At 68.3% G+C, this 13,337-nt stretch carries 9 protein-coding genes and 1 other RNA gene; 6 read left to right on the plus strand and 4 right to left on the minus strand.

Annotated elements, in window-relative coordinates; translation table 11 throughout:
* Positions 1-5: 5 nt before the first annotated feature.
* From WI697_RS11195 to WI697_RS11210, 4 genes are all read right to left on the minus strand, one after another.
* Complete coding sequence (locus WI697_RS11195; protein ID WP_345958509.1) at positions 6-3,647, minus strand: hydantoinase B/oxoprolinase family protein; 3,642 nt, start codon at positions 3,645-3,647, stop codon at positions 6-8.
* 76 nt (positions 3,648-3,723) lie between these two features.
* Positions 3,724-5,034, minus strand: a complete 1,311-nt coding sequence (locus WI697_RS11200; protein ID WP_345958561.1) for a TRAP transporter large permease — start codon at positions 5,032-5,034, stop codon at positions 3,724-3,726.
* 19 nt (positions 5,035-5,053) lie between these two features.
* Positions 5,054-5,611, minus strand: a complete 558-nt coding sequence (locus WI697_RS11205; RefSeq protein ID WP_062763602.1) for a TRAP transporter small permease — start codon at positions 5,609-5,611, stop codon at positions 5,054-5,056.
* Positions 5,612-5,769: 158 nt separating this feature from the next.
* The gene (locus WI697_RS11210; protein WP_062763601.1) at positions 5,770-6,750 is read right to left on the minus strand and encodes a TRAP transporter substrate-binding protein; all 981 of its coding nucleotides are present in this window, start codon (positions 6,748-6,750) and stop codon (positions 5,770-5,772) included.
* A 382-nt stretch (positions 6,751-7,132) separates the two neighbouring features.
* On the opposite strand from WI697_RS11210, the gene WI697_RS11215 reads away from it, so the two are divergent.
* The 6 genes from WI697_RS11215 to rnpB all read left to right on the plus strand — a co-directional run bounded on the left by WI697_RS11215 (position 7,133) and on the right by rnpB (position 13,323).
* Positions 7,133-7,879 (plus strand): TerB family tellurite resistance protein, encoded by a 747-nt coding sequence (locus tag WI697_RS11215; protein ID WP_062763600.1) that lies wholly within the window; start codon positions 7,133-7,135, stop codon positions 7,877-7,879.
* Positions 7,880-8,002: 123 nt separating this feature from the next.
* Positions 8,003-9,040: a curculin domain-containing protein gene (locus WI697_RS11220; RefSeq protein ID WP_345958510.1), complete on the plus strand. Its 1,038-nt coding sequence runs from the start codon at positions 8,003-8,005 to the stop codon at positions 9,038-9,040.
* Between the two features lie 186 nt (positions 9,041-9,226).
* A complete protein-coding gene (locus tag WI697_RS11225; protein WP_062763675.1) occupies positions 9,227-11,095 on the plus strand; it encodes an ABC-F family ATP-binding cassette domain-containing protein in 1,869 nt (622 codons plus the stop codon).
* Positions 11,092-12,024, plus strand: a complete 933-nt coding sequence (locus tag WI697_RS11230) for a DMT family transporter (RefSeq protein ID WP_062763598.1) — start codon at positions 11,092-11,094, stop codon at positions 12,022-12,024. The genes WI697_RS11225 and WI697_RS11230 overlap by 4 nt, the downstream gene beginning before the upstream one ends.
* A 22-nt stretch (positions 12,025-12,046) precedes the next feature.
* Positions 12,047-12,838, plus strand: coding sequence for a peptidoglycan recognition protein family protein (locus WI697_RS11235; RefSeq protein ID WP_345958511.1), 792 nt, complete (start codon positions 12,047-12,049; stop codon positions 12,836-12,838).
* 50 nt (positions 12,839-12,888) lie between these two features.
* Positions 12,889-13,323, plus strand: an RNA gene (rnpB, locus tag WI697_RS11240) — RNase P RNA component class A.
* Positions 13,324-13,337 lie beyond the last annotated feature (14 nt).

Below are 13,337 nucleotides of genomic sequence, written 5' to 3' on the forward strand. Positions count from 1 at the left end.
GGGTCTCATCTGTCCTGGGGCGGCTCACCATAGCCGCCGCCGCCGGGCGTTTCGATCACGAACACGTCGCCGGGCGTCATCTCGACCGTGGCGCAGGCCCCGAAGTCTTCGCGGCTGCCGTCGGTACGTTCCACCCAGTTGCGGCCCGGCGCGCCATCGGCACCACCCGCAAGGCCGAAAGGCGCCACCCGGCGGCGGTTCGAGAGCAGGGAGACGGTCATCTCTTCCTCGAAGCGCAGCCGGCGGCGGGCGCCGTTGCCGCCGTGATGCCGGCCGGCCCCGCCCGAGCCCGCGCGGATCTCGAAGGCTTCCAGCACCACCGGGAAGCGCCATTCCAGCACCTCGGGATCGGTCAGGCGCGAATTGGTCATATGGGTGTGGACCGCATCGGTGCCGTCGTAATCCGGGCCGGCGCCGGAACCGCCGCAGATGGTTTCATAATACTGGTGGCGGGCATTGCCGAAGGTGAGGTTGTTCATCGTGCCCTGGGCGGCCGCCTGCACGCCGAGCGCCCCATAGATCGCATCGGTCACGACCTGAGAGGTTTCCACATTGCCGGCCACCACCGCCGCCGGGTAAAGCGGGTTCAGCATCGAGCCTTCGGGGATGCGCAGGCGGATCGGCTCGAGGCAGCCGTCATTCATCGGGATCTTGTCGTCGACCAGGGTGCGGAAACTGTAGAGCACCGCGGCCCGGCAGACGGCCGAGGGGGCGTTGAAGTTGTTGTCGCGCTGGGCCGAGGTGCCCTCGAAATCGACAACCGCCTCGCGGGCCTCGCGGTCGATGGTGATGGTCACCTTCACCACCGCGCCGTCATCCATCTCGTAGGCGAAGCTGCCGCCGTCGAGCTTCGCGATCGCGCGCCGCACCGCCTCTTCGGCATTCTTGCGGACGTGGATGGTATAGGCCTTCACGACGTCCAGACCGAACTGGCGGACCATGCGGCGGATCTCGGTCACGCCCTTCTCGCAGGCCGCGATCTGGGCCTTGAGATCGGCCATGTTCTGATCCGGATTGCGCGAGGGATAGCTGCCCGACGACAGCAGGTCGCGCATCTCCGCTTCCAGCAGCCGGCCCTGATCGACCAGGCGGATGCCGTCGATCAGCACGCCTTCCTCGTCGATATGGCGGCTGTCGGCGGGCATCGAGCCCGGGGTCTTGCCGCCGATATCGGCGTGGTGGCCGCGCGAGGCCACGAAGAACAGCGGCTCGTCGCCCGCCGCCGCATCCTCGGCGAAGACCGGGGTGATGACGGTGATATCGGGCAGATGGGTACCGCCGTTATAGGGCGCGTTCAGCACGAACACGTCGCCCGGCTTCATGGCGCTGCCATGCTTGCGGATCACCGCCCGCACGCTTTCGCCCATCGAGCCCAGATGCACCGGCATATGCGGGGCATTGGCGACCAGCGCGCCGTCGCTTTCGAAGATCGCGCAGGAGAAGTCCAGCCGCTCCTTGATGTTCACCGAATGCGCCGTGTTTTCGAGCGTGGCGCCCATCTGCTCGGCGATCGACATGAACAGGTTGTTGAAGATCTCCAGCATCACCGGATCGGCATCGGTGCCGATCGCGACCCGCTTGGGCCGGGGGATGACGCGGGTCAGGATCAGATGGCCGCGCTCGTTCAGCTCGGCCGCCCAGCCGTGTTCGACCACGGTGGTGGCGGTCGCCTCGATCACGATCGCCGGGCCCTGCACCCGGTCGCCCGGCTGCATGACCTCGCGGTCATAGACCGGCGCCTCGTGCCACTCGCCGTCGGAATAGAACCGGGTGGCGGCCATGGCGGTCAGCTTGTGGCCGGCCGGGGCGGCGGGCAGCACCGGATCCTCGGGCTGGTCGGTGGCGCCGATCGCCTCCACCTCGACCGCCTCGACCACCAGCGGCTTGCCCGACATCACGAAGCCGAAGCGCTGGCGATGGGCATCTTCGAAGCGCGCGACGATCTCGTCGGCGCTGCCATGGTCGACCGAGATGGTGCTGTCGCTGCCGCGATATTTCACATGCAGCCGGCGGGCGACGGTGATCCGCTCTTCCGGCATCGACTGGCCGGTCAGCTCGGCCGTGGTCTCGGCGGCGAGGTCGGTCAGCAGGGCGTCGAGCCCGGCGATCGTCCCGGCCGAGATTTCCTGCTCCACCGCGCGCTCGCGCATGGCCCGGATGTCGGCCAGGCCCATGCCATAGGCCGAAAGCACGCCGGCCAGCGGATGGACGAAGACCCGGGTCATGCCCAGCGCATCGGCCACCAGGCAGGCATGCTGGCCGCCGGCGCCACCGAAGCAGGCGAGCACATAGGACGAGACGTCATAGCCGCGCTGAACCGAGATCTGCTTGATGGCATTGGCCATATTGTCGACCGCGATCTTCAGGAAACCGTCGGCGATCGCCTCGGGCGCGCGGCGCTCGCCGGTCGCGGTCTCGATCCGGTCGGCCAGCGCCTCGAAAGCGGCGCGCACCGCCCCGGCATCCAGCGGCTGGTCGCCCTCGGGGCCGAAGATCCTGGGGAAGTATTCCGGCCGGACCTTGCCGACCATCACATTGCAGTCGGTCACCGCCAGCGGGCCGCCGCGGCGATAGCAGGCGGGGCCGGGATTGGCGCCGGCGCTGTCGGGGCCGACCCGGAAGCGGGCGCCGTCGAAGCCCAGGATCGAGCCGCCGCCGGCCGCCACCGTGTGGATGCGCATCATCGGCGCGCGCATGCGCACCCCGGCGACCACGGTATCGAAGGCGCGTTCATACTCGCCCGCGAAATGCATCACGTCGGTGGAGGTGCCGCCCATGTCGAAGCCGATCAGCTTGTCGAAGCCGGCCATGGCGGCGGTGCGCACCGCGCCGACCACACCACCCGCCGGGCCCGACAGGATGCTGTCCTTGCCCTGGAACAGATCGGCATCGGTGAGGCCGCCATTGGAGCGCATGAACATCAGCGGCGCGCCGCCCAGCGCGCCTGCCACCTTGTCGACATAGCGGCGCAGGATCGGGGTCAGATAGGCATCGACCACCGTGGTGTCGCCGCGGCCGACCAGCTTCATCAGCGGGCTCGCCTCGTGGCTGACCGAAATCTGGGTGAAGCCGATCTTCGCCGCCAGCGCCTTCAGCGCCAGCTCGTGATCATGCCAGCGATAGCCGTGCATCAGCACGATCGCGACCGCGCGGATGCCGGTCTCGTAAACCTCGCGCAGGGCGGCCTCGGCCGCGGCCTCGTCCAGCGCCTCCAGCACCCGGCCGTCGGCGGCGACACGTTCGTTCACCTCGACCACGCGCTCGTACAGCAGTTCGGGGCGGGTGATCTCGCGGGCGAAGATGTCGGGGCGGTTCTGATAGCCGATGCGCAGGGCGTCGCGGAAGCCGCGGGTGATGACCAGCGCCGTGCGCTCGCCCTTGCGTTCCAGCAGCGCATTGGTGGCGACGGTGGTGCCCATCTTGACCGCGGCGATCCGCTCGGCCGGGATCGCGGCACCGGCCTCGACCTCCAGGAAGGCGCGGATCGCGGCCAGCGCCGCATCGTCATAGCGCTCGGGGTTTTCGGACAGCAGTTTCATCGTGTGCACCGTGCCCCCGGGGGCGCGGGCCACCACGTCGGTGAAGGTGCCGCCGCGATCGATCCAGAACTGCCAGGCGTCGCGGGTGAGGGGAGCGGAAGCGGTCATCGTTGAAACTCGATCCGATGCGCGGGGGTGGGTTGAGGACGGAAGGTCGTGCCGGGACAGGGGTAAGGGGCGGGCGTCAGCCCGCGCCCCGCACCATGCCGCCGGGCAGAAGGGTGACGATTTCAGGTACCAGCGTGATCAGGATCAGCATCACCACCATCACCGCGAACATGGGTGCGGCGACCCGGGCGACATAGGTGATGCTGCGTCCGGTCATGCCCTGGAGCACGAAGAGGTTGAAGCCGACCGGGGGGGTGATCTGGGCGGTTTCCACCACGATCACGATGAAGACGCCGAACCAGATCAGGTCGATGCCGGCCTGGGTGATCATCGGCATGACCACGGCCATGGTCAGCACCACCGCCGAGATGCCGTCGAGGAAGCAGCCGAGCACGATATAGAACAGCGCCAGCGCCACGATCAGCTGAAGCGGCGAGAGGTTGAGGCTCGCGATCAGATCGGCCAGCGCCCGCGGGATGCCGGTGAAGCCCATGGCGAGCGTCAGGAAGGCGGAGCCGGCCAGGATCAGCGAGATCATGCACGAAGTGCGCACGGCGCCCATCAGGCTGGCCGAGAAATTGGCCCAGCTCAGGTCCCGGCCGATCGCGGCGACGGCGAAGGAGCCGATCACGCCGAAGGCCGCGGCCTCGGTGGCGGTGGCGATGCCGGTATAGATCGATCCCAGCACGAAGGCGATCAGCCCCACCACCGGCAGCAGTTCACCGAGCGCCCGGAACTTCTGGCCCCAGCCCGGCGCCTCGTCATCGGCGGGGATCTGGTCGGGGTGGAGCAGCGACCAGACCACGATATAGCCCATGAACAGGCTGGCGAGCACGATGCCGGGCAGGATGCCGGCCATGAACAGCTTGGCGATCGACACTTCGGCCGCGACGCCATAGACGATCAGGATGATCGAGGGCGGGATCAGCAGGCCCAGCGTGCCGCCGCCGGCCAGCGTGCCGATCATCATCTTTTCAGGATAGCCGCGGCGCCTCATCTCGGGCAGCGCCATCCGGCCGACCGTGGCGGTGGTGGCGGCCGACGAGCCGGAAATCGCCGCGAACAGCGCGCAGCCCAGGATGTTGACATGCAGCAGCCGGCCGGGCAGCGGGCGCATCCAGGGGTTCAGGCCCTTGAACAGGTTCTCGGACAGCTTCGTGCGGAACAGGATCTCGCCCATCCACACGAAAAGCGGCAGGGCGGTCAGGGTCCAGCCGGACGAGGCCGTCCAGACATTGATCGCCATCGCCTCGCCGATCGGCCGCGGGCTGAACAGCGCCATGGCGATATAGGCGACGCCCATGAGCGAGAGCCCCACCCAGATGCCGCCGCCGAGCAGGGCGAGCAGGGCCACGAGCAGCACGATCAGCTGATAGGTCTGGTCCATCATCGGTCGAGGTCCCGTCTCAGCGATCCGCGGCCGCGTCCAGCCCGGTCTCGCCTTCGGGAACGAAGGGCCGGCCGGTGACGAGCGTCTCGATCAGTGTGTGCAGCAGGGAAAGGGCGAAGAGCGCGCCGCCCACGACCATGACGATCTGCGGGATCCACATCGCCACCGCGACATCGCCCTGCGAGATCTCGTCGATTTCCCACGAGATGTAGGCGAGGTCGTAAGACCACCAGGCGAACCAGAAGCCGATCACGGTCGCGACCGTCAGCCCCATCACGTCGAGGACGAGGCGGGCGCGATCCGGCAGGGCCTGCAGCAGGATGGTGATGCGGATATGGGCGTGGCGCCGGAAGGCATGGGGCAGGGCCAGGAAGGTGGCGGCGGCCATGGCGTAGCCTGCGAACTGCGCACCGCCGCGCAAGGGGTAGGCGGCGAGGCGGGCACCCACCTGCGCCAGGATGATGAGCACGATCGCGATCATCGCAACGCCGGCGAGCACGCCTGCGGCATCATAGATCCGGTCGAGCAGTCGCGAGAGGGCCAGCCCGGAATGGGCCGGTCGTGAGAGGGCCATTGGGGCCTCCACCGTCGTCGGGCGTCGGGTCAGGGACGGGTATCTGATCGGCGACGGGCCGGCGGGGGGCGAGCGGCCGTCTTCCGCGGCGGGCGGGGCCGGGGGGAGGGGCGGGATCGCGCGCCCCGCACCTCCATCCGGTCACGCGGGCGGCAGGATCACTTCGCGCGATACTCGGCGATGATCTTCTTGCCGGCATCGCCGGCACCCGCTTCCCATTCGCCGGTCATCTTCTCGCCGATGGCGGCCATGTCCGAGGCCAGTGCGGCAGAGGGCTTGGACACGGTCATGCCGTGCTCGGCCAGGGTCTTGAGGTAGCCCTGGGCCAGCTCTTCGCTCATCTTCCAGCCCTTGGCCTCGATCTCGGCGGCGGCCTTGGTGATCGCCTCCTGCGCCTTCGGGTCCAGCTTGTCCCAGGCGCGCTTGTTCACGAACACCATGTTCTTGGGCAGCCAGGCCTGCACGTCGTAGAAGTACTTCACCTGCTCCCACACCTGGCTGTCCACGCCGGTGGCGCCCGAGGTGATCATCGCCTCGACCGTGCCGGTGGCCAGCGCCTGCGACAGCTCCGCCGCCTCGATCTGGGTCGGCACCATCTGCAGCAGTTCGGCCAGGCGGGCCATGGTGGCGTTGTAGGTGCGGAACTTCAGGCCCTTCATGTCGGCCGCGCTCTCGATCGCCTTGTTGGCGTAGATGCCCTGCGGCGGCCAGGCGATGGCATAGAGGAAGTGCAGGTTCTCTTTCGCCAGACGCTCGGTCAGCGCCGGCCTGGACACCTGATAAAGCTTCCAGGCCTGATCGTAATCGGTGGCGAGGAAGGGCACGGCATCCAGCGCGAAGAGCGGGTCTTCATTCGACAGGGCCGAGATCAGCCGCTCGCCGATCGGCGCGGTGCCGCGCTGAACCGCGCGCTTGATTTCGTCGCCCTTGAACAGCGAGCCGCCGCCATGGACGGTGATCACCACCTCGCCATTGGTGTCGGCCTTCACCTTCTCGGCGAATTCGCGGCCAAGCCTGGTGTGGAAGTTGCCGTCGGGATAGGCCATCGGCATGTCCCAGGCTTCCGCCGCCTGTGCCGCGGCACCACCGAAACCGACCATGCCGGCGACCAGCGCCGCACCGATCCACGTCCTGAACATCTCTGCTCGTCTCCCCTCACGCGGCCGGCGGCCGCCGGCGCGTCATGTGTTGCCGTAAAACCCCGATCCGTTCGGCTCTGGTGATGCGCGGGGGCACCCGGCCGGTTCGGACCCGACGGCGCCGCCTCCCCGGCAGCGCCCGTCCCGGAAACGATCGCGTCTCAGCGATAAAATGTCAATAAATCGTCGGCAAAATGTCTCATCTTTTTCGGGTGAAGCCCTTTGGCGAAACGATCGGCCCCCGCCCTGCCGGATGATCGTCGGGCGGGGCCCAGGGTGTCCTTGCGCGCGCGGGCCGATTGGTGTTTGCTCCACCCCATGGTGCAACGCGGCAGCAGGGCCGCGCTGTGGCCGCAGCAGAGGGCGCGGGGGTCCGGCGCAGATGAGTTTCTGGGGCAAGGTCGTCGGTGGGGCGGCGGGTTTCGCCATGGGCGGCCCGATCGGCGCGCTGGTCGGTGCCGTCATGGGGCACGCGGTGGATCGCTATAACGAGGCCGGCGAAGCCACGGCCCTGCCGCTGGACCGCGCCCATCGCGAACAGGCCTTCGCGATCGCGGTGATCGTGCTGGGCGCCAAGATGGCCAAGGCCGACGGCCAGGTCACTCGCGACGAGATCGCCGCCTTCCGCCGGGTCTTCACGGTGCCGGAGCACGAGGTCGGCCGGGTCGCGCAGATCTTCGACGAGGCGAAAAAGGATGCCGAGGGCTTCGAGCCCTATGCCCGCCAGATCGCGGCCCTGTTCCACGACCGCCCGGCGGTGCTGGAAGAACTGCTCGACGCCCTGCTGGAAATCGCCCGCGCCGACGGCCAGGTGGGCGAGGCGGAACGCCGCTTCCTGGCCGAGGTCGCCCGGCTGTTCGGCCTGGACCGCGCCGTGCTCGACCGGCTGCTGGCCATGCGCGGCATCGAACCCGGCGGCGATGCCGACCCCTATGCCATTCTGGGCATTTCGCGTGACGCCCCGATGGACGAGGTGAAGGCCGCCTATCGCCGCCTCGCCCGCGAACACCACCCCGACCGCCTGGTGGCCGAAGGCCTGCCCGAAGAGATGATCCAGATCGCGACCCGCAAGATCGCCGCGATCAACGAGGCCTATGACCGGATCCTGAGGCTGCGCGGGGCGCGCTGATCCCACGCGAACAATTCAATAGAATGATACTATCTCGCGCTCTCATGTGACGTGTCGTAAACTTCCGGAAATCCGTGGCAGAGGCCACGGGATTCTCTTGCGTTTTCCGGAGAGGGATTTGTCATGTCACATGCGATCCATATCACCAACACGCTGGACGAGCCGATATACGTGATCGTGTCGCCCAACAAGGATTACGTCTTCGGCGAAATCCTGAGCGGCGTTGCGATGGGGGTGCTGATCACCGTGGCGACAGCCGGGCTCGGCGCCGGCGCCGGTGCGGCGACGGCCGCCACTGCGGTCAACAATCTGAGCCGGCTGCAAAGGCTGGTCTCGTTGCTGCAGACCATCTGGCGGGTTTCGGCCCCGCTGCGCGAGGTGGCCTCGGCCGGCAGCCAGGCCTATAAATGGGTCAAGGGTGCCAATCTGACCATCCAGGAGCGAGAACGCCGCAACAAGGCGGCGGCGGAGATCGCGACGGTGAAGACCTTCTTCGACGAAAACGCCCTCCAGATCGCCCCGAAACAGTCGGTCAGGGTCCTGGATACCGGGCTGTGGAACCCGCTCTCCTATCTGGGGCCGACGGGCTGGGCGAACGTCACCGGCGGATCCACCATCAGCCTGTTCATCACCGATGCCTCGTTCAGCCGCCGGGCCATGTTCCATACCAATACGGACTACTCCTGGATCGTGGGGCGGAATCTGATCACACGGCAGCAATATGGTGCAGATCTGTTCAAGGCTGATCCGGGCGCCGGCTGGTACCGTTTCGGGCGATCCGATCGTCTGGTTGCCGGTCAGGCGCTGCTGCCGGGCGAGAGCCTGTGCGCTCCCGATGGCAATTACGATTTCGTCTTTCAGGAGGATTGCCATGCGGTGGTGTACCGGCGGGACAAACCTGTCCGGCAGGAGGTCGAATGGGCCTCGGGAAGCTGGTCCAATACCCGCAGGCCGGGCGCACTGGCTGTCCAGGATGACGGCAATCTGGTGATCTATGACGATCAGGCGGTCCCGATCATGGCGCTTCACGACCCCGCCATCGACCTGAACCGGCCGGGTCGCACCCTGGTCATGCAGGATGACGGCAATCTCTGTCTGTACGAACCCGATGGCAGGGCCGTCTGGTCCAGCCGGCATGGTGGTCCGCTCCGGCGGTTCTGAACCGGCCCTGTATCGCCGCGCAATTCCTTCAGAGACACTTTCGGCCGGCGGACGGGCTTGCAGGCGCGCCATGCGCAGGCGGGCCTTGAACCGGCGGAGCGTCCGTCGCATCCTGCGGCCGCCTCGCCACGCGTCTCCAGCGGCCATGCCGCGATCCCCGTCCTTCGTCCGGAAGCCCGTCATCCCATGTCCGCACCGCTCATCTCTCTCACCGGCATCCGCGTCACCCTGGGTGGTGGCGGCGACCTGATCGAGGAGGCGACCATCGCCGTCTCGGCCGGCGACCGGATCGCGCTGGTCGGGCGCAACGGTGCCGGCAAGTCGACCATGCTCCGGATCATGGGCGGGCTGATCGAGCCCGATGGCGGCGAGATCGCCCGGCGGCCGGGCCTGCGCGCCGCCTATATGGCCCAGGATCCGCAGACCCCCGCCGGCACCACCGTGCGAGCCTATATAGAAGAGGGGCTGGTCGAGGCGGGGCAGGGCGACCGGCATTACCGGGTCGACCAGGTGGCGGTGCCGCTGTCGCTGGATCCAGAACGGCAGATGAGCGAGCTGTCGGGCGGCACCCGGCGCCGGGCGGCGCTGGCGCGGGCGCTGGCCATCGAGCCCGAGCTGCTGATGCTGGACGAGCCGACCAACCATATGGACCTGCCGACCATCGAATGGCTGGAAGGCGAGCTGCAGCGTTTCCGCGGCGGGCTGGTGGTGATCAGCCATGACCGCGCCTTCCTGGAGCGGGTGGCCGGATCGGTCGCCTGGCTCTACCGGCGCCGGCTGACCCGCTACGACATGGGCTATCAGGCCTTCGAGACCCAGATCGAGGATCTGCGCGCCGAAGAGGATCAGCGTCTGGCCAAGATGGCGGACAAGCTGGCCCGCGAGACCCTGTGGCTGAACGAAGGGTTGACCGCCCGGCGCAAGCGCAACGAGCGCCGCGCCCGCGCCGTGCACGAACTGCGTGCAACGCTTGCGACCGAGCGCCAGGATATCGAGCGCACCCGAGCCCGTGCCGGCATCGCGGTCGCCACCGCCGATACCAGCGGCCGGCTGGTGATCGAGGCCGAGAACCTGGTCAAGCATTTCGATACGCCCTCGGGGCCGATCACGGTGGCCGACGGGTTTTCGACCCGGATCATGCGCGGCGCCCGGGTGGGCATCATCGGCCGCAACGGCGCCGGCAAGACCACGCTGGTCAAGATGCTGATCGGCGAGCTTCAGCCCGATCAGGGCGAGGTGCGCCTCGGCACCAATCTGGAAATCGCCTATTTCGACCAGCACCGCGCCGCACTCGATCCCGAGGCGACGCTCTGGGATACGCTGGCCGATGGCGGCGGCGACCAGGTGGTGGTGCGCGGTCAGCCCCGCCATGTGGTGGCCTATCTCCGCGACTTCCTGTTCGACGAGGGCCAGGCCCGGCAGAAGGTCAAGGCGCTGTCGGGCGGCGAGCGCAACCGCCTGCTGCTGGCCAAGCTGTTCCTGAAGCCCTGCAACCTGCTGGTCATGGACGAGCCGACCAACGATCTCGACCTCGACACGCTGGAGCTGCTGGAAGACGTGCTCGATCAGTATGACGGCACGGTGCTGCTGATCAGCCATGACCGTGCCTTCCTCGACCGGCTGGCGACCTCGGTGATTGCGGTCGATGGCGACGGCGTGATCACCGAATATGCCGGCGGCTGGACCGATGCCGACGCCCAGCGCCGCAAGGCCGCCGAGGCAGCGCGCGAGGCCGGACGGGTGGAGGCGGCCGCCCGCAGGGCCGAGGCGAAACCTCAGGAGAAGCCCCGTGCCCAGGCGCCGCAGAAGCTGACCTTCAAGGAAGCGCGAGAGCTGGAGCTGCTGCCGAAGACCATGGAGAAGCTGGAAGCCGAGATCGCGAAACTGGCCGAGAAGATGGCCGATCCCGGCCTCTATGCCCGCGATCCCGCAGCCGCCCAGGCGGCGGCCGAACGCACCGCGGCCGCGCGGGCGGAACTGGACGCGGCCGAGGAACGCTGGCTGGAACTGGAAGAGAAGCGCGAGGCGATCGCCGCCGCGAAGGCCCGGCCGTGAGCCGCACCGCCTCCGCGCCGGTTGCGGCACCGGCCATCACGCCGATGACGCCCGGCCATGTGCTGCTGGCGCTGCTGGTGGTGGCGATCTGGGGCGGCAATTTCGTCGCGGTCAAGATCGCGACCGCGACCGTGCCGCCGCTGTTTCTGGTGGCGCTGCGCTTCGGCGTGCTGTTCCTGATTCTGGCGCCCTTCCTGCCCTGGCCGCGGCGCAGCCAGCTGCCTTTGCTGGCGGGCATCGGTCTGACGCTGGGCGTCGGGCATTTCGGGCTGATGTTCGTGGCGCTGTCGCTGGGCGTCGATGCCTCGACCATGTCGGTCGCGATCCAGATCGAGGTGCCCTTCGCCGCCGTCTGCGCCTGGGCGGTGTTGGGAGAGAGGCTGACGAAGCGCCACATCGCGGGCCTGGCGCTGGGCATGATCGGCGTGGCGCTGGTGGCGGGCGATCCCAAGGTGCTGACCCGGCTCGACGGGCTGGCGGTGGGGCTGATGGCCGGCGGGCTCTGGGCCTATGCCAATGTCCAGATCAAACAGCTGGGCCGGCATGGCGCGCTGTCGCCGCAGATGCTGAATGCCTGGCTCGGCCCGTTCTGTGTCGGGCCGCTGCTGATCCTGTCCTTCCTGTTCGAAGACGGGCAGCGGGATGCGCTGGCCAATCTGGACTGGGCGACGGTGGTGGCGCTGGCCTATATCCTGGGCGGCGCCTCGCTGATCGCCTATGGCGCCTGGTATTTCCTGCTCGGCCGCTACTCCGTGGGCCAGGTCACGATCTACATGCTGCTGGTGCCGGTCTGCGGCGTGCTGGCCGGCGTGCTGCTGATGGGCGAGACCATGGGGCTTATGGAGATGCTGGGCGGGGTGTTCATCGTCTCAGGGGTTGCCGTGGTCCAGCTTCGTCGTCTGCCGGGGCCGCTCAGGCGGCTGCGCTGATCCCGATCGGGGGTTCCGTCCCATGTCTGCCCAAATCGCCGACCATTTTCCCGAACTCGCCCGCTTCCCGCTGGCCGACCGGCCCTCGCCCAATCACGATGCGCGGCCCGACGGGGCGCGGCCCGACATGGTGGTGCTGCACTATACCGGCATGCCCACGGCCGAGGTCGCCATCGACTGGCTGGCCGACCCGGCCTCGCGGGTCAGCGCCCATTGGGTGGTGGAAGAAGACGGCCGCATCACCCGCATGGTGCCGGAAGACCGCCGCGCCTGGCATGCCGGCGTGTCGTGGTGGCGCGGGCGCGAGCGGCTGAACGACGTCTCGATCGGCATCGAAATCGTCAATCCCGGCCATGAATGGGGCTATCGCGACTTTCCGGAGCCGCAGATGCAGGCGGTGGAGTCGCTGCTGGGCGGCATTCTGGCCCGCCACGACATCGCGCCGGCCCGGGTGGTGGGGCATTCCGACATCGCGCCCTCCCGCAAATACGATCCGGGCGAGCGGTTCGACTGGTACCGGCTGGCGGCGAAAGGGCTGGCCCTGATGCCGGCCAACCGGCCGGTGCCGGGGGAGATGGGCCTGACGCTCGGCGAAGGCGATACCGGCCAGGCCGTCACCGACATCCAGCGGGCGCTGGCGGCGATCGGCTACCGGATCCAGGTCGACGGCATCTATGATCTCGTCACCCGATCGGTGGTCCACGCCTTCCAGTCGCGCTTCCTGGGGCTGGCCGGCGGCATCTGCGGGCCCGATACCGCCCAGATGATCTTCGCGGTGGAGCAGCTGTTCGCCCGGGATCCGCGCGCAGACTAGGCAGCCTGTTCTTGACCGGCCGGGGGCGCTGCTGCATGGTGGCGCCGGGTTCAGACGGCCGGATGGCCGCCCTGCCGGCGCCTTCGGGCGGATGGCGGGGAGGAAAGTCCGGGCTCCACGGAAACACGGTGCCGGGTAACGCCCGGCGGGGGCGACCCCAGGGAAAGTGCCACAGAGAGCAGACCGCCCGGCCGGCGGACATGCGACCTTCGGGTTGCCTGTGCGTGCCGGGTAAGGGTGAAAGGGTGCGGTAAGAGCGCACCGCGCCCCCGGCAACGGGGGCGGCATGGTAAACCCCACCGGGAGCAAGACCGAATAGGAACCGCGTGCCGGATCGAAACCTTCGGTTGCGGCAGGGCCTGTTTCCGGCCTGGCGGTTCGGGTTGGTCGCGAGAGGCGTCCGGCGACGGGCGTCCCAGAGGAATGGTCATCCAGCGCCCCTTCGGGGGTGTGGACAGAACCCGGCTTACAGGCCGTCTGATCCCCTTACCCCATATGT

The organism is Tistrella mobilis, from assembly GCF_039634785.1.
In the GTDB taxonomy this organism is placed as follows: Bacteria; Pseudomonadota; Alphaproteobacteria; order Tistrellales; family Tistrellaceae; genus Tistrella; species Tistrella mobilis.